Origin of the sequence: Staphylococcus sp. ACRSN (assembly GCF_022346615.1) — a bacterium.
Lineage (GTDB): Bacteria > Bacillota > Bacilli > Staphylococcales > Staphylococcaceae > Staphylococcus.
In genome coordinates, this window is the sequence record NZ_JAKRNS010000004.1 from 108,895 (window position 1) to 124,964 (window position 16,070).

Sequence of the window (16,070 nt, forward strand, 5' to 3'; positions counted from 1 at the left end):
TTAATTCACTCCTATCCATAATCCAATAAGTCCAGAAATTAAACCTACTGTCCAGAAAACGGTAACGACCTTCTTCTCGTTCCATCCTACTAATTCAAAATGATGGTGTAACGGTGACATTTTGAAAATTCTTTTCCCCGTTAATTTAAATGAAGTTACTTGAATCATTACAGATAATGTTTCTGCAACAAATACGAAACCAATAAATATTAAAGATAACTCTTGATTTAACATGATTGAAATTGTTGCAAAAATACCACCTAAAGCTAAACTCCCTGTATCACCCATAAATACTTTGGCTGGGTTTAAATTAAACGGTAAGAAACCTAGCAATGCAAAAATCATAATAATACAGAATAAACCGATTGAAGTTGCGCCTTGGAAATATGCCATTATAGCGTACATAATAAATCCAATTATTGATAAACCTGTAGCTAATCCATCCAAACCATCTGTTAAATTTACAGCGTTTGAAAAACCAACTTGCCAAAATACAATAAATATCACATAAGCAATAGATAATGGTACCTCTATTCCAATAAATGGAATGTGAATCCCAGTTGAAAAATCAGTGAGGTTAAACACTTGGCTTAAAATAAAGAAAATTACTGCAATACCTATTTGAGCTAAGAATTTTTGTTTACTTGTTAATCCTTGATTATTCTTTTTCACTACAATGATGTAATCATCAATAAAACCAATTAAACCAAATCCAATTGTTACAAAAAGTAATAATACAATAGGATTTGAATGATCTGTGAATATAATTGCTATTATTGAAGATATAATAATACTAATAAGAAATGTCAGTCCACCCATTGTAGGTGTTCCTGTTTTTTTCATGTGACTTTGCGGACCTTCTTCTCTAATGCTTTGTCCAAATTTCATTCTTTTTAAAGTTGGAATTAAGACTGGGACTAATATAAATGTGATTAAAAGTGCAATGATTGCGAGTAGATAAACCATATTATGCTCCTTTATATATTTAATTGGAATATGTTTTGTGTCGTCATGCAGGGTTAAAACAATATGTAAAGTGAAACATGGCTTATCAGTATGCCCAAAGTTGATTTTCTAGCATACTGATAATACCAATATTCCCTTAAATAACTTGTACTATTTTTCGTATAAATCAATTTCAAAACAGCAATAATTATTCTGACTTATCGCTTGCTTTCTCATCTTTGGTTGATTTATCTTTCTTTGATTTTTCACTTGAAGTAGATTTATCTTCTTTTGTTGAAGCGTCTTTTTCAGAACTTGAACTTGCTTCTCCATTAATCTCTTCAGCAGATAATGTTACTTGAATCTTATCATTTTTGCTCACTTGCTGACCTTTAGTAACAGATTGGTTTGATACAAAACCACTACCTTTCATTGTGATTTTGGTATTCGTTAACCTTTCAAATGCAATAACTTCCTCTTTCGTCCAGCCGGTCATATCTGGCATTGTGACATCACCATCTGTAAGTAATAGCACTTTATTGTTTGGTAACACTTCTTTATTAGCAGTAACTGATTGACTTGTTACTTTTTCACCGTTACCGATAACAACAGCATCTAATGATTTACCATTGATTTTATCTTCTGCTTTTTGAGTAGTTAACCCTTCAACATCAGGTACCTTACTATATTTTACATCAGAGCTATCTTTCGTATTTTCTTCTCCAACGTTTAAATATTTTAATGTATTAGCCATGATTGGTTTAAAGGCTTTACTAACACCCATTTCATATGCTTCTTGATCATTTTTTTGTGCCAGACTCATGCCTGCATATACAATAACCTTCGGATCTTTCTTAGGTGCATCACCAATGAAGCTAACAAAGTATGGATTTTCACCTTGAACATAGCCTCCATTATCAGGATCTGCCACCTGTGCAGTACCAGTTTTACCTGCAATATCATAGCCATCTACACGGTAGTTCTTAGCATGACTATCTTCACTATTTACAACTTTATCAAGTTCCGTACGTACTTTTTTCGCTGTATCTTTAGTGATTGGTTTACCTGCATACTCTTTCTTACCTTTGTAATAGCTATTATTAGTAACTGGATTAGTTACACTATCCACATACCATGGTTTAAGCATGTTGCCATCATTAAAGAATGCAGATTGTGCTCTCAACATCTGAACCGGAGTTACAGTTGTCGATTGACCGAATGATGACGTTTTTTGTTGTGCTTCATTTTCCCATGCGATACCACCAGAAGATTCACTATCAAACATACCATCAGTACTCTTTCCAAAGCCAAATTTTTCATACCAATGTTTCATCTTATCTGAACCAACTAAGTCTTGTAAATGCATCATTAGCGTGTTTGATGAATAAGTGAAACCTAGCGTCATAGGTATATCTCCCCAACCTACTTTATTCCAGTCGGAAATTTTAGAGCCCATTACTGTTCTTGGTCTTGCTGTATACTTTTTATTTGGTTTAAATTCACCTTCTTGTATTGCGGCTGCTAAACCAAACGACTTAAATGTTGATCCTGGTTCATACGTATTTTGATATAAATCATTTGCCCATTTTTTACCGAAATCTTTACCTGTTTCCGGGTTAAAAGTAGGTCGCTGACTAAATGCTAATATTTCTCCAGTGTGTGCATCCATTACAACAGCAAATAAATCTTTTGGTTTATATCTGTCAACCATGCCATCTAATGCTTCTTCTACAAACACTTGAATATTGGAATCTATCGTCAAACGAACATCGTCTCCACGTTTTGGTGTTTTTTCCTTCTTAGTATTCGGTGCTATATAGCCCCAAATATCATGGATATAAGATAAAGTTCCTTTTTGACCTTTTAAATAACTATCAAATATTTTTTCAACACCCATTGCACCTTTGAGCTCTCCACTGTCTGGATCTTTTTGTGCAATTCCAATAAGATGTGATGCAAAGTTTCCATTAGGATAAAATCTTTCAGTTTCAGGATATAATGTAATACCAGGAAGATTCATTTTTTCAATCTTCTCTTTTTCTTGATACGTTAAATCTGTTCCTTTTCGACCAAATTCGACTTGGAAAGCTTTTTTATTATCTAATTTACTCTCTATTTCTTTTGCTGACATATCTAATACTGTCGCAAGCTTTTTAGCTGTTTTCTTTTTATCAGTAACATTTTTAGGCTTATCACTACCTTCGCTTGCCTTTTTACTGACAATTGCTACTAACTTATATCGTTCAACATCTTCAGCTAATATTTTACCATTTCTATCATAAATCTTACCTCGTTCTGGTTGCTCCTGACTATTGACCAAATATTTTTCATTTGCCTTTAAAATCAAATCCTCACCAGATGAGTGACCTGTCAACATAATATATGAATACCTTAAAACCAACGTAAAAAAGAGCAGTCCGAATCCAAGAATGAGTAGGACTGCCCCTATTTTATTTTTTTTAATTGGTAATTTTCTTTTCTTAAATTTAATTCTTCGCTTCGTCATTATTACGCACTACCTTTACATTGTCGTTCTTAAGGCTCATACCTTGTTTTTTAGCCTTGTCGTAAATGCGTTCATATGATGAGTTCTTTTTAATTTCAGATTCTATCGCGCTATTCTCACTAGATTGCTTTTCTATTTTAGTATCTAAATCTGCAATTTTCCCTCGAGTATCATACGCATCCATTTTCAAAGATAGCATATATATACTTATTAAAGCAATTATTGTTATAAGACCTATGTATAACATTTTCTCAAATTTGGTTAACTGTACTACAACTTTTCTTTTAACTGTTTTAGGTTGGGTCGAGGGTTTCGTTTCTGGAATTTGTTGTTCTACATTATCATAGGGTTGATATACTTTTTCAACTGCCACTCATAATCCACTCCTTATTTTAAGATTTCTGCCACACGTAATTTTGCACTACGTGCTCTATTGTTTATCTCTAAATCGTCTTCAGTCGCAATGATAGGTTTCCGGTTAACTCGCTTTAATTTGGGTGTATAGGCTTCAGGTATTACAGGTAAACCTCTTGGGACTTCAGGTCCCTTTTCATATTCTTGGAACATCTGCTTACACAAACGATCTTCGAGTGAATGAAAAGTGATTACGGATATCCTTCCATCAACCTTCACACATTCAATTGCTTGTTCCAATGAGTCCTCGAAAGCTGAAAGCTCATCATTAACTGCGATTCTAATCGCTTGGAATATTCTTTTAGCAGGGTGCCCACCCTTTCGTCGTGCTTTAGCAGGTATACCCTCTTTAATGATATCTACTAATTCTAGTGTCGTATTTATAGGCTGTTGTTCTCTGTTTTGTTCAATACGTCTTGCAATTTGCTTTGAAAATTTTTCTTCACCATATCTATGGAAAATTCGAACCAAACTTTCAAATGACCATTCATTAACAACTTCAAAAGCTGACAATGGTTGTGTTTGATCCATTCTCATATCTAATTTCGCATCGTGATGATAACTAAAACCTCTTTCAGGCACGTCTAATTGTGGACTAGATACGCCCAAGTCATAATAAATACCATCAACTTTTTCAATATTCAAATCATTTAAAATTTCAGATAATTTTCTAAAATTACTATGAACAAAAGTCACTTTATGTAAATGATCCTTTAATACTTCCTTCGCATTGGCAATTGCATTTGTATCTTGGTCGATTGCTATAAGCCTACCACTATCACTTAATTGCTCTAATAAATAAAGGGCATGTCCAGCTCCACCTAAAGTACAGTCGACATATGTACCATCTTCTTTTATATTCAAGTAATCAATGGTTTCTTTAAGCATTACGCTGACATGATGAAACACGTTAACTCCTCCATTTAAAAATCAAAATCAATTAAGTCTTCAGCAATATCTTCGAAGCTATCTTCAGATTCTTCATAGAAATCATTCCATGTTGCTCTATCCCATATTTCAATGCGATTCGATACACCGATGACTGTACATTCTTTGCTTAAATTAGCGTATTGTCTTAAATTCTGCGGAATATTTATACGCCCTTGTTTATCTAGTTCAACTTCCACTGCGCCAGAAAAGAACATTCTCATAAATTTACGAGCATCTTTTTTGGTCATAGGAAGGGTTTTCATTTTTTCTTCAATTACTTGCCATTCTTCTAAAGTGTAACCAAACAAACATTTATCAAGGCCTCGAGTGATTATAAAACGTTCATTTAAGTCATAACGAAATTTGGAAGGGACAATCATTCGCCCTTTTGCATCCAACTGATGTTCGTATTCACCCATGAACATTTATAATCACCTCACCTTCTTATATTTATAATTTACCACATCTCACCACTATCCTCCACTAATTATACAATTTTCACCCAAATTTGTTGTTTTACATAAAAAAATGCCCGGTTCATCAATGTGATGAACCGGGCTAAACCCTTGCTGTTCTAAGGTTTTAATATGATATGATCAAAAGTATAAGAAAGTGGTGGATAAGTGGAGGGACTGAACACATCAATCCCAAATTCATTCATTATTTGAATCGTATTCCATATTCTTTCTTGCAAACCGCCCATTGGGTGGAGGACTTCATTGATTTCATTAAAGTGTTTCATACTGATGTCATTTTCTCTTTCGATATTCAGTAAATATCTTTTAAGGAGATAATCATATTGCTGTTGATGTATTTCATTATTTTTTTCTAATAATAGTCGATTATCATTATTTTCAGAAACATCAACTTTCAGAGTCTCATACAATTTCTCTTGTTGTTCTTTCATATTTTCAACTTCTTCAATAAATGAACTTGATGCTTTAGCTCTAACAAAACGTTCCTTATCTTCGTTGATTCCTTGTGATAGAACTTTATTCAGTTCAAGGCCATATTGCTTTAATAATTTTTCAGTTCTTTCATTAATATAGCTTATCCTTAATCTTGGCATAACGATTGGCATTGAAACATCAACAACTTTGAATACATCACTCAGTTCTGCCCAGTACTTGATTTCACTTGGTCCCCCAATAAATGCAACTGTATTAAATAGCCATTCTTCCATAATAGGTCGTGTTACAACATTGTTCGAAAAACGCTCTGGCTCTTCCTCAACAATAGTTAACAATTCAGACTCTGAGTATGTTTTATCCGATTTACTTAACTTAAATTCTCCATCTTTAAATGTAATCAATTGCCTCATATCATCTTCATGGAGAAACAAATGAACATTAGTATCTGTCTTTATCATTTGAGTTAAACCATTTGCAATCGTTTGATCCTGTGTTGTTCTAAAGGCTGAATCAATTGCTTTATGTTGCTGAATTAATTGTTTTATAAGCGGTTGTTCAATTTTTCTAAGCTCACTGTAATTAGCATCAATGAGTAACACGCCATAGTCTTTAAAGACTTCATGTAATAATGCTTTAAACATTTCTGTCCAATTTTGGTGTTTATCAATAATATTTCTAAACAACTGGATAACAGACTGTGAATGCTTTGTTTCAGGTAAATTTTGGAAAAATTGATTTAATGTATCATTAAGTTCTTCTTTATCAGGAGAATATCTTGAAACATTACTTTCAGGTGGCGTCATAGTATGATATTTAATTTTATGTAGCTTTGCTTTTTTTGAATTATAAGCAAAGGTATGATTCACTTCATCAAAATCATGATCCTCGCCTGCAATCCAAAAAACGGGTACTACTGCTTTTCCGTATTTTTGTTTTAATTCTTCACTCATTGTAATTATCGAAAATATTTTATGCAAAGTGTAAAGTGGACCGCCAAACAAACCTGCTTGTTGCCCGCCAACAATCACTTTTGCACCATTTCTCAACGCATCAATATTTTCAATTTGTTTTGATGTAAGTGTCAAATCACTCATATAATTTTCAATAACATTAGCTACAGCAACTTCTCTCCCATTGTTTTTCATTTCTAATCTTTCTATATAACTATTAGGATTCATTGCATCTAAATGATAAAATTGCGCTAATGTATGGTCACTATTTTTTAATTTATTAATAAATTGATCATTTTCATTTAGTCTCTCAGTCATACAATACATTCGAAATTCTCCTTATGCTACTCTATTCCTACCTAGTATAAAGTTTATAAACAGCGATGACAATTTTACGGCTTGAATTCAGTCAAATTTTTCATTTTTTAATATAAAACATGCAGCGCAGCGTATATTTACAATATCTATTTGTTATCTCTTTTGCATTTCATTATAAATTAATTTATTACTAATAGATAATTCTATGTTTAAAACAGTCATTTTTGTGAAAAATCAATATAAATACTGTATAATAGATATAACAAAACAAAGGGGGAGCCGTCTATGAGTGAAGTAAAAAGTCTTGATATCAATTATAAAACAGATGAATTATTTGAAGATTTCAGAAATTTTGGCAACGAAGATTTATATTTAGTTGATGAACTTCGTGGTGAAATGATTGATGCTAGTTCAGATTCACCATTCTACGGCATTTATGTCGGTGATAGACTAGGTGCAAGGATGGCATTATATAGAAAAGGAGAAGTTGAAGAACAACATTTTCCAGACTTCGAAGATTATAATATTATTTGGAAATTAGAAGTATTACGAGATTTCCAAGATAGAGGTTATGGCAAAACGCTATTAGACTTTGCTAAAGAACAAGGATTACCTATTAAAGTTATAGCTAGAAATCAATCAAAAGACTTCTTTATTAAACAAGGATTTAAAGATTTAAATGAAACAAATAAAGATGGACATGATGTATTAGTATGGACACCATAATTATTTAAAATAGTGGTGAAGTATTCCTTTGAATACTTCACCACTACTATTTTATCTAACTGTTAAATTATACTTCGGTTCGCTTTATATAAATTCTGTAAGTTCACTCAAACTACTAATTGTAAAATCTGGCATTATTTGTGTATCATTAACTTTTTGTCGAGGATTAAACCAACAGGTATCAATATTTGCATTTTTCCCTCCCAATATATCCGAAGTCAAAGAATCTCCAATAATAATTGCATTTTCTCGTTTTTCTTCTCCAATTTCATTAAATACAAAATCAAAGAATTCCGGCATCGGTTTTTGATATCCTGTTTGTTCAGAAACAAACACGCCATCAAACCATTTTCCAAAAGGCGTTTTATCGATTCTGCGTTCCTGTGTTTCTAATACTCCATTAGTTACTATATATAAATTGTGATGTTCCTTCATCATTTCTAATGTCTCTAATGTTTTAGGGAAATATTTTATTGGCGCGTTTGCTAACTCATCCCTAAAAACATGATCCGCTTCTTCACCGTTTACTTTTAATGCTTGTAAATCAAAATATGCTTCAAATCTTTTTGATAAAACTTCGCTTTTAGTCAATAAATTATTCTGAAAAGCTTCCCAATGAGATTGATTGACCTTCATAAACAATTTCAAATCCTCAAATGTACTTTCAACTTTATAATATTTTGTCAATTTATAGAATGCGTATGCTTCTGCATCATGAAAATCAACTAACGTATCATCAAAATCTAAAAAAATATTTTTACTATCCATCAGTCATGCCTACTTTCTATTGCCCTACTTTTATGCAATTAAAATCGTAACATATTTCTTATTTAAAAGTATAAAAATTGAATAATAAAAAAATGGCCAAGGTTATCACCTTGACCATTGTATTTATCAATATTAGAATCCGAATAATTTAGAAAGAACACCTACACCATTTTCAACAATACTTACGATACCAGTACCTAATTTAACGTTATCTCCGTCAATACCTGCTTGAACTGTTTGTTTAATTGCTTCAAATAATTTTTCCATGTTAAATACCCCTCTATAATTTATTTTTTGTACAAATTATTAATTAAAATCCGAATAATTTACCTAATAAACCAACACCGCTTGATACGATATCAACAATACTTGTACCTAATTCTGCATCGTTTCCTGATTTTGCTGCTTCAACTGTTTTTGCAATTGCTTCTGCTAATTTTGTCATAATTAATTTTCTCCTTTATATATTTACTTAAAATTTAGAATCCGAATAATTTACCTAATAAACCAACACTACTTGATACGATATCAACAATACTTGTACCTAATTCTGCATCATTTCCTGATTTTGCTGCTTCTACCGTTTTCGCAATTGCTTCTGCTAATTTTGTCATGTAAAACCTCTCCCTTTAAAATTTATATATTTAAAATGGTTAAATTAAAATCCAAATAACTTAGAAAGAACGCCTACACCATTTTCAACAATACTTACAATACTTGTACCTAATTTTGCGTTGTCCCCGTTAATTCCAGCTTGAACTGTATCTTTGATTGCATTAAATAATCCTTCCATTAAAAACACTCCTCTATATTTTAGGTTCTTAAAGCTTTTACAAACTTACAAAACATTTAAAACGATGTTGCGCTTGGTTTAATTAAGCTATCGTTTTGTTGTCTATAATATATAATATAGCTCAATTCAATTGTACATTTTTTCTTAACTAACTCTTTTTTCGACATATCTGTCTGTTTTTGTATTGTGTATAACAGTTTTGAAATCCTAACTGTGTTTTGCATAATTCAATTTCACGAAATTCATATGAAAAGCTGAATTCCCACTTTAGCATTTCATCCACGTTAATGTATTATATTGCTTCAATATTTAATTTTTAGTTCAATTGATAATTGAATCAACAATAAATTATTTTCTTATTTCATACCTATATGCAAATAAAGAAAAATAAAAAAATCCAACCAATTGTGATGTTCGCAATTGGTTGGTCATAGGATCTCTAAATTCACTTCTTATTATTCAACGTTAACGCACAAGTAAATGTACGTTGCTTTTTCCGAAGCAACGTACATTAAGCAAATTAACCAATAATTCTAATTCTCTTATAGTTATTAATTAAATACCACTCACAAAAAAATTAAAACCTGTTTTCTTTTAAAAATTTTATCAATTAACCAAACAATATTTTTAAATCCCAACATCTAATAATCATTTGATAATAAATATTGCAATACCTTTTTTCTTTTTAGTGTCACTCACCTTTATAATGCCTCTACATACGCTCTGTTTGTTGTAATATATGTGCCGTTGCTCGTTTTAAATCTAGGCGTTCCTTTAGGTGAAATTACGATTTTTTCTATGCTAATCACATCATTTTTATTAAGCGTATTAATATTATTTTTAAATTTTCGCGTTTCATATTCGTTACATTTATTTAAAATTTTCACTTTATCTGGCTTTTCATAATAATATTTATCATTTTTTTCTGTTGAAACTGCTCCAACATAATTTCTATTTGCAGTTATAACCTCACCATTTTTTAAAACTAGTCTAGGGGTACCTTTTTTAGTATATTCTATTGCTCGAACTTCAATTACTTCACCTAACTCGACATCGACATCTAGTTTATTTTTAAACTCAATATCTTTATAGTGATTAAACTTTTTCAAAACATTAATATACTTTGGGTTGAAATGGAAATATCTTTTCACATTATCTTTTACTTTAACATCACGCTCTTTTTGCATAAATTCAGCTCTGAAATTTTGTCTTTTCAAACTAATACCTTCATTTACATTTGGTAAGTTCATATTTACTTTATATGGTTTATAACCATAATAAATGAGTGTTAAATTAAAATTGAAATCAGCTTTTTTAAATTCATTCGAGTTAATAAAAATCCGCCCATCTTTCTCCTGAAATTTAACAGCGATTGCATTAGGTTCATTATATATTTCTGTTAATAATATATTATCAATTTTGGTTTCAGAATTTTTATACACTCTAATACTTTCATAAAAGTTATCGCTAATGAAATGCGTTCCTTCATATACTGCAAACATCTCTTCTTTTACAGGTATTAAGTCTTTTAAACTTTCTGGCATTAAAAAGTGTACTTGATTCTTCATTAAATAGCGATCTGCTTTGCCACCTTTGATTAATAAATCTATATAGTTATTTAATGCGTCATAACGTTCCATTTTTATTAATTTATAATTATTTTTGTATTTATCTTCAATAATGTAATCTTCAATGTTTTTTCCATTAACGTTCAATAAACTAACAACTTCATTAAAATACCGATGAAATTCTGATTTGCGATTACTTTTTAAGTATCTTTTCTTATTATATAAACGACTGATAAAATCCACTTCTATAATTCTACTAATTGCTTGAAATTCAGCTTCATCTGGCAAATCTAATTTTAAAATTTCTTTTAGGACAGTTAAATTATCTTCTGTCTTTTCCAATATATTCGTTTCAGTAACTAATGATTGATTTTCATTAAACCTGTTCACATGATAAACATGTGCTGTATTCATAGAAGCAGATTTGCATCTTGAAATTGTTTCAATAAAAAATAGTTTATCCTCTCCAAATTTTAAATGTTTAAATTTAATATTTTCCTTTTTAATAATTTCGGTCTTTATTATCTTACCAGGGGGACCAACGGCTCTGAAAATTTTATCAATTTTATATGGTACAAGGTGATTTGCTATTTTATACGATATAAATCTACCTAATTTACTAATACCTTTATCATCATGTTTTATACTTTGGCCAAAAGCAATGTCAGAATGATGTGCTTCAGCTTGTTTTAATAAATTAGGAAAACCTTCGCGATCTAACCAATCATCAGCATCTAAAAATGTTATATATTTACCAGACGCTTTTTCAATTCCTACATTTCTTGGTTCTGCAGGACTGCCTGTATTTTCCTCTAATTGTATCAACTCTAAAAAGTTATATTTGTCTAGGTATGAATTAATAATGCTCAACGAATGATCTGTTGAACAATCATCAACAAAAATTGCTTCAACAAGATTATTATCAATATCTAGATTATTAATTGATTCAATACAATCATGTAAAAACAATTCTTTATTATAAACAGGAACGATAATAGTAATTAATTTATCCATATTAAAACTCCTTTTGACTGTTCAATATTTAATTACACTAAACTTTTTGAATTAGAATACTAATACCCAACCTAAAGGGGGTAATATGCAACTATTATTAACATTTGTTAGTTGAATGTTGGTATGCTAGATGGATTGCAGCTATTTTCACCAAAAAATATTGAAATTCAGCATAAATAAAATGAAAAACCCTTTAAATTGCGAAAGTATCGTGTACTTGCAATTAAAGGGTTTTTAGAATATATGTTAATTATTTTTATTTTTGCCTTTACCTAAAAAATTCATTATTTTACCTATATAATTTGAGTAATCTTTACCTTTTTTCTTTTTGACTTGCTCATTAACCTTATTTAAACCCTTTTCAAGTTGACCATTTTCTACATATTTATCTAATTGTTTTTTTACCTTTTCTTTCACAAAAATCCCCCACTCTTTTTATATTAACGATTTACTTCATACACTATGTTGACAACTATAATTATCAATATTTAATGTATAAATTGATATATATCATAATATAAATACATAAAACTTACTACTTTAAAGATCTTATCGTATGATTTGTAATATAACTTACGATTGAATATTCTATTACTAGTATCAAACTAATATTTTCATTCAGGTGGTAGTTAAAAATGGCAATTGTAATTTTCGATGGTTTCTTTTATGTAGAATCAATTATAAACAGCCTTATAAACGAATATAAAGATCACTTATATATATTTACTAATAAATTGGAAGTCTATCCTCTGAAATTGAAAGATTCACATCGTATTCATTTCATACAATATGATTACCTATCAAAATACAACATTGACCTTTTAATCAAAGATGTACAATTAACCTTAAATTTAGTTACTCAGTATAATATAATGCAGCACACATCTTTTATTAAACACAATATTATTCATACAAAAAAAGATGCGATATTTATTGATATTACAATTAATAGTGATAACTATGAAAAGTGTGTATCAAATGCCGTATCGAAGTATTCGTTAAATATAAAAACAAAAATTTTATCAAATACACCAAATATATTAAATAATGCAACTATTAACTCTAAAATAATTGATATACTTCTAAAAAAACAAAATATTACTATCCATCAGCCTAAATAACTCTATTATTATTCTTATTTGTCGTACTTTGACACTACTTAAGTATGATTAACTAAAAATGTGATCCCATGAAACAAACTATCAAAGTTTTAATCTATTTAATCCAAATTATTATAATCAATATCTTTAAGTATTATTTGCAACATTTGTTCCTTACTTATATCATCAGTTATTATCTTTTCACCATCAATGCCAATAAAATCATCTGCTACAAACCACGATTTCAATTCATTAATTCCAAAATCTGTATGATTTTTTGTTCTATGTCGTTCCACTGTTACATCAAATGACAAATTGTAATAATATATAAATACTTTATGCTGTGTATGTAGTGTCTTTTTCAACATATCTCCATATTTATTATTTGCTAATATCCCTTCTAAAATTATAAATTCACAATGTTTCATTCCAAAAAACAACATTTCTTTAATCAAATCAATAGCTAAATTATTTGGTTTATCTTTTACTTTAAGCATGTCACGTCTAACAACATCTTGAGAAATAAGAAAACTACCTTCACCTAATGTTTGTTGTAATTTTCTAGCTATTGTAGTTTTACCACTCCCAGAATTTCCTCTAATAACTATAATATTGCTCATATACATCACCTCATTCTTACTTTACTTTTTCCCTAATTAAATTGAATTCAACCAAAATCAAATTATTGTAAATTTCGTTAGAAAACGATATTATTTTTATAATATTAACTTAGGAGGTCTGCAAATGAACACATTTGGAACTTTATATTTTTTAACTGGAAAAATGGGTGCTGGTAAGTCAACTAAATCAAAGGAATTAGAACAACAACATAATGCTGTTCTTATATCTGAAGATCAATGGTTAGAATCATTGTTTCCAAGTCAAATCAATCACATTGATGATTATTTAAAATATTCACAACTTCTAAAACCAATTTTAAAAGTGCATATCCAACGTATTTTAGAAATAGGCTCCAATGTTGTCTTAGACTTTCCCGGCAATACTAAACAACAAAGAAGTTGGTTAGTAAGTATCGCTTCCGAAATCAATGCGAACCATAAATTAATTTTTTTAAATATTAGTGATGAACAATGTTTGAAGCATATTAACCAAAGAAAGTTAGAGGAACCCGACAGAGCACAATTTGATACTAAAGAAACATTTGATTATTTATCGAGTTTCTTTGAAGTACCTGAAATATCTGAAGGATTAAACATTGTCGAAATAAAATGATAGCTTACATTTATAAATTTTTTCAAAAATGAAATTGAACATGCAATATCAATTATATACACTATTTAATATGAATTAGCTATAAATGAGTTAGAATAATCTATTTATAGCTATTTTTAAGTACTTTTTGATATTATATGTAGTGAATTTCTGTATATAATTAAAAATAAAATATATTTTCAACCGATTTATAACTATAAAAGCATTGAATTTATAGAATTATATCTTTAAGATGATAAAAAGACTATTATAGTGAAAAATCATATTTATTTTTCATGAGTGGAGTATTGCTTTATTTTCCTAAGTTAGATATAATAATTATTGTGTTCAAAAGAGATATGTCCTGGTAGCTCAGCTGGATAGAGCAATGGCCTTCTAAGCCATCGGTCGGGGGTTCGAATCCCTCCCAGGACGCTAATAACCGAAAGTTAAACACTTTTCATAAAAAGAACCCTGTTATTACAGGGTTCTTTTTATTTTATCTATCAATAGCGCACTATATTAAACTAATTTTTAGGGACCCAAAGCTATTTTAAAAAAACACCTATTCATTTTAATATTCACATGTCGTTTAGACCATCCAATTGGTGGTCGCATAATTCAGGCTTATCTATTTTGTTTTAATCCTGAATATATTGCTCTAAACGCTCAGATTGTTCAGGTAATGTATTAAACGCTCCCCACTTAACTTTTCCTCTATCTTATCAACTACATGGATTAAGGTATTCACATAATATCTTGCATTAGTCGGTTTCATAACAATATGTTTTAGGAATGATTGACTAATCTTTTCAATATAAAATAATCTTACGAATTATTTAGAATATAAGTTCGTGTACGTGCATAACAACTAAATTGTTTTTTTATTTTTAAAAACTCTCACTATCATGGAAATAGTCGGTAAAATCATTATAAATAAAACAAAATAGTATATATTTACGACTGTATTTTCCCACTCATATGGTACAATAAATCCGCTTAAAATAATTATAAATAATATAACTATATTTATAAGCATATTCATTAGAAAATGGCTAAACTTGGAAGAGTTATTATAATTAAAAATATTTTTCCAATAATTTATATACATGTCTTTCTATTCTCCTTTTATTTTAATAGAAAATTAGGGCAGGAGCGAAACGGTCCCTACCCTATGTGTGGGATTTTTGACAATTGTGTTTTATGGTATATACATTCCCGCGTTAAAAATAAATTTAGAAATTTGGGTTTTCCAAAAATGCCCACACCACTATTTTATATTTAATTTAAATGATAAACAATTCTTTTTAACAAAAATGTATGCTTTTTAATTTTTGTCTAACTTTTCTCACACAATCATAAAACCATGTATATTCAAACGGATTGAATATACATGGTTTTATGTTTAAATTTTAAATTGGTTTTGTTCAATAACATTGTGTTCACGGTTTCTAAATTTAATGACTGCTTGACCATTATTTTCATCAATTTCGAGTTCTACATATGTTTCTTCTACATTACTTCTAGATTGTGAAATACTACCGGGATTAATTACATGTACATCCCCAATGACTTCATGTTTAGCCACATGTGTGTGTCCATAAAATGCAAATTGACATTGATTTGCTTTAGCTTGCTCAGCTAGATGCATACGTGAGCGGTTTACATTGTATAGATGACCATGTGTAAAAAATGCACGTATTCCATTTTTCTCAACAACTGCTTCATTTGGAAATTCAGGATAGAAATCAGTGTTCCCTTTCACTTTATGGAAATAGCTAAGTTCCGTATCGTCAAATGAGAATTCTGAATCACCTAAATGAATCGCAACATCGATATCATCATTTCTTTGTATCACATCATATAAAATTCCTTGCTCAGTATGGTTATCACTAATCAGAATCCATTTTGTCAT

The 16,070-nt window shown here is 29.8% G+C and carries 18 protein-coding genes and 1 tRNA gene; 4 read left to right on the forward strand and 15 right to left on the reverse strand.

Going from position 1 to position 16,070, the window contains the following annotated elements:
* The 6 genes from mraY to bshC form a co-directional block, all read right to left on the reverse strand.
* Positions 1 to 966 carry a phospho-N-acetylmuramoyl-pentapeptide-transferase gene (gene mraY / locus MHZ36_RS05400; RefSeq protein WP_239230109.1) on the reverse strand — a complete coding sequence of 322 codons (966 nt, stop codon included), beginning with the start codon at positions 964 to 966 and terminating at the stop codon, positions 1 to 3.
* A gap of 187 nt (positions 967 to 1,153) precedes the next feature.
* Positions 1,154 to 3,451: a penicillin-binding protein gene (locus MHZ36_RS05405; protein WP_239230110.1), complete on the reverse strand. Its 2,298-nt coding sequence runs from the start codon at positions 3,449 to 3,451 to the stop codon at positions 1,154 to 1,156.
* On the reverse strand, positions 3,432 to 3,824 hold the full coding sequence (gene ftsL / locus MHZ36_RS05410) for a cell division protein FtsL (RefSeq protein ID WP_239230111.1): 393 nt from the start codon (positions 3,822 to 3,824) through the stop codon (positions 3,432 to 3,434). The genes MHZ36_RS05405 and ftsL overlap by 20 nt, the downstream gene beginning before the upstream one ends.
* A gap of 14 nt (positions 3,825 to 3,838) precedes the next feature.
* Positions 3,839 to 4,774, reverse strand: coding sequence for a 16S rRNA (cytosine(1402)-N(4))-methyltransferase RsmH (gene rsmH, locus MHZ36_RS05415; protein ID WP_343237200.1), 936 nt, complete (start codon positions 4,772 to 4,774; stop codon positions 3,839 to 3,841).
* Positions 4,775 to 4,788: 14 nt separating this feature from the next.
* The gene (gene mraZ / locus MHZ36_RS05420; RefSeq protein WP_239230112.1) at positions 4,789 to 5,220 is read right to left on the reverse strand and encodes a division/cell wall cluster transcriptional repressor MraZ; all 432 of its coding nucleotides are present in this window, start codon (positions 5,218 to 5,220) and stop codon (positions 4,789 to 4,791) included.
* A gap of 149 nt (positions 5,221 to 5,369) precedes the next feature.
* The gene (bshC, locus tag MHZ36_RS05425) at positions 5,370 to 6,983 is read right to left on the reverse strand and encodes a bacillithiol biosynthesis cysteine-adding enzyme BshC (RefSeq protein WP_239230113.1); all 1,614 of its coding nucleotides are present in this window, start codon (positions 6,981 to 6,983) and stop codon (positions 5,370 to 5,372) included.
* Positions 6,984 to 7,259: 276 nt separating this feature from the next.
* On the opposite strand from bshC, the gene MHZ36_RS05430 reads away from it, so the two are divergent.
* Positions 7,260 to 7,700, forward strand: coding sequence for an N-acetyltransferase (locus MHZ36_RS05430; RefSeq protein WP_239230114.1), 441 nt, complete (start codon positions 7,260 to 7,262; stop codon positions 7,698 to 7,700).
* 84 nt (positions 7,701 to 7,784) lie between these two features.
* Here the strand turns inward: MHZ36_RS05430 and MHZ36_RS05435 are convergent, their stop codons facing one another.
* The 7 genes from MHZ36_RS05435 to MHZ36_RS05465 form a co-directional block, all read right to left on the reverse strand.
* Complete coding sequence (locus tag MHZ36_RS05435) at positions 7,785 to 8,468, reverse strand: YjjG family noncanonical pyrimidine nucleotidase (RefSeq protein ID WP_239230115.1); 684 nt, start codon at positions 8,466 to 8,468, stop codon at positions 7,785 to 7,787.
* A 132-nt stretch (positions 8,469 to 8,600) separates the two neighbouring features.
* Positions 8,601 to 8,735, reverse strand: a complete 135-nt coding sequence (locus MHZ36_RS05440; protein WP_042738939.1) for a beta-class phenol-soluble modulin — start codon at positions 8,733 to 8,735, stop codon at positions 8,601 to 8,603.
* 43 nt (positions 8,736 to 8,778) lie between these two features.
* Positions 8,779 to 8,913, reverse strand: coding sequence for a beta-class phenol-soluble modulin (locus MHZ36_RS05445; RefSeq protein ID WP_239230117.1), 135 nt, complete (start codon positions 8,911 to 8,913; stop codon positions 8,779 to 8,781).
* Positions 8,914 to 8,947: 34 nt separating this feature from the next.
* Positions 8,948 to 9,082, reverse strand: a complete 135-nt coding sequence (locus MHZ36_RS05450; protein WP_239230118.1) for a beta-class phenol-soluble modulin — start codon at positions 9,080 to 9,082, stop codon at positions 8,948 to 8,950.
* A 44-nt stretch (positions 9,083 to 9,126) separates the two neighbouring features.
* Positions 9,127 to 9,261: a beta-class phenol-soluble modulin gene (locus tag MHZ36_RS05455; protein ID WP_239230119.1), complete on the reverse strand. Its 135-nt coding sequence runs from the start codon at positions 9,259 to 9,261 to the stop codon at positions 9,127 to 9,129.
* A gap of 701 nt (positions 9,262 to 9,962) precedes the next feature.
* Positions 9,963 to 11,843 (reverse strand): DUF5776 domain-containing protein, encoded by a 1,881-nt coding sequence (locus tag MHZ36_RS05460; protein WP_239230120.1) that lies wholly within the window; start codon positions 11,841 to 11,843, stop codon positions 9,963 to 9,965.
* A gap of 246 nt (positions 11,844 to 12,089) precedes the next feature.
* Positions 12,090 to 12,260 carry a hypothetical protein gene (locus tag MHZ36_RS05465; protein WP_239230121.1) on the reverse strand — a complete coding sequence of 57 codons (171 nt, stop codon included), beginning with the start codon at positions 12,258 to 12,260 and terminating at the stop codon, positions 12,090 to 12,092.
* Positions 12,261 to 12,478: 218 nt separating this feature from the next.
* Between MHZ36_RS05465 and MHZ36_RS05470 the strand changes: the two genes are divergently transcribed.
* Positions 12,479 to 12,964, forward strand: coding sequence for a hypothetical protein (locus tag MHZ36_RS05470; RefSeq protein ID WP_239230122.1), 486 nt, complete (start codon positions 12,479 to 12,481; stop codon positions 12,962 to 12,964).
* A gap of 98 nt (positions 12,965 to 13,062) precedes the next feature.
* On the opposite strand, the gene MHZ36_RS05475 is transcribed toward MHZ36_RS05470, so the two are convergent.
* Positions 13,063 to 13,563, reverse strand: coding sequence for an AAA family ATPase (locus MHZ36_RS05475; RefSeq protein WP_239230123.1), 501 nt, complete (start codon positions 13,561 to 13,563; stop codon positions 13,063 to 13,065).
* Positions 13,564 to 13,687: 124 nt separating this feature from the next.
* On the opposite strand from MHZ36_RS05475, the gene MHZ36_RS05480 reads away from it, so the two are divergent.
* Positions 13,688 to 14,176 carry a P-loop nucleotide/nucleoside kinase family protein gene (locus MHZ36_RS05480; RefSeq protein ID WP_239230124.1) on the forward strand — a complete coding sequence of 163 codons (489 nt, stop codon included), beginning with the start codon at positions 13,688 to 13,690 and terminating at the stop codon, positions 14,174 to 14,176.
* A gap of 340 nt (positions 14,177 to 14,516) precedes the next feature.
* Positions 14,517 to 14,590, forward strand: a tRNA-Arg gene (locus MHZ36_RS05485).
* A gap of 970 nt (positions 14,591 to 15,560) precedes the next feature.
* Here MHZ36_RS05485 and MHZ36_RS05490 read toward each other — a convergent pair.
* A complete protein-coding gene (locus MHZ36_RS05490; protein ID WP_239230125.1) occupies positions 15,561 to 16,070 on the reverse strand; it encodes a YfcE family phosphodiesterase in 510 nt (169 codons plus the stop codon).

What these genes read in the sequence shown, in the direction of transcription:
- mraY (WP_239230109.1), bottom strand. Translation starts at nt 966, where the DNA reads ATGGTTTATCTACTCGCAATCATTGCACTTTTAATCACATTTATATTA.
- MHZ36_RS05405 (WP_239230110.1), bottom strand. Translation starts at nt 3,451, where the DNA reads ATGACGAAGCGAAGAATTAAATTTAAGAAAAGAAAATTACCAATTAAA.
- mraZ (WP_239230112.1), bottom strand. Translation starts at nt 5,220, where the DNA reads ATGTTCATGGGTGAATACGAACATCAGTTGGATGCAAAAGGGCGAATG.
- bshC (WP_239230113.1), bottom strand. Translation starts at nt 6,983, where the DNA reads ATGTATTGTATGACTGAGAGACTAAATGAAAATGATCAATTTATTAAT.
- MHZ36_RS05430 (WP_239230114.1), top strand. Translation starts at nt 7,260, where the DNA reads ATGAGTGAAGTAAAAAGTCTTGATATCAATTATAAAACAGATGAATTA.
- MHZ36_RS05435 (WP_239230115.1), bottom strand. Translation starts at nt 8,468, where the DNA reads ATGGATAGTAAAAATATTTTTTTAGATTTTGATGATACGTTAGTTGAT.
- MHZ36_RS05440 (WP_042738939.1), bottom strand. Translation starts at nt 8,735, where the DNA reads ATGGAAAAATTATTTGAAGCAATTAAACAAACAGTTCAAGCAGGTATT.
- MHZ36_RS05445 (WP_239230117.1), bottom strand. Translation starts at nt 8,913, where the DNA reads ATGACAAAATTAGCAGAAGCAATTGCAAAAACAGTTGAAGCAGCAAAA.
- MHZ36_RS05450 (WP_239230118.1), bottom strand. Translation starts at nt 9,082, where the DNA reads ATGACAAAATTAGCAGAAGCAATTGCGAAAACGGTAGAAGCAGCAAAA.
- MHZ36_RS05455 (WP_239230119.1), bottom strand. Translation starts at nt 9,261, where the DNA reads ATGGAAGGATTATTTAATGCAATCAAAGATACAGTTCAAGCTGGAATT.
- MHZ36_RS05460 (WP_239230120.1), bottom strand. Translation starts at nt 11,843, where the DNA reads ATGGATAAATTAATTACTATTATCGTTCCTGTTTATAATAAAGAATTG.
- MHZ36_RS05470 (WP_239230122.1), top strand. Translation starts at nt 12,479, where the DNA reads ATGGCAATTGTAATTTTCGATGGTTTCTTTTATGTAGAATCAATTATA.
- MHZ36_RS05475 (WP_239230123.1), bottom strand. Translation starts at nt 13,563, where the DNA reads ATGAGCAATATTATAGTTATTAGAGGAAATTCTGGGAGTGGTAAAACT.
- MHZ36_RS05480 (WP_239230124.1), top strand. Translation starts at nt 13,688, where the DNA reads ATGAACACATTTGGAACTTTATATTTTTTAACTGGAAAAATGGGTGCT.
- MHZ36_RS05490 (WP_239230125.1), bottom strand. Translation starts at nt 16,070, where the DNA reads ATGACAAAATGGATTCTGATTAGTGATAACCATACTGAGCAAGGAATT.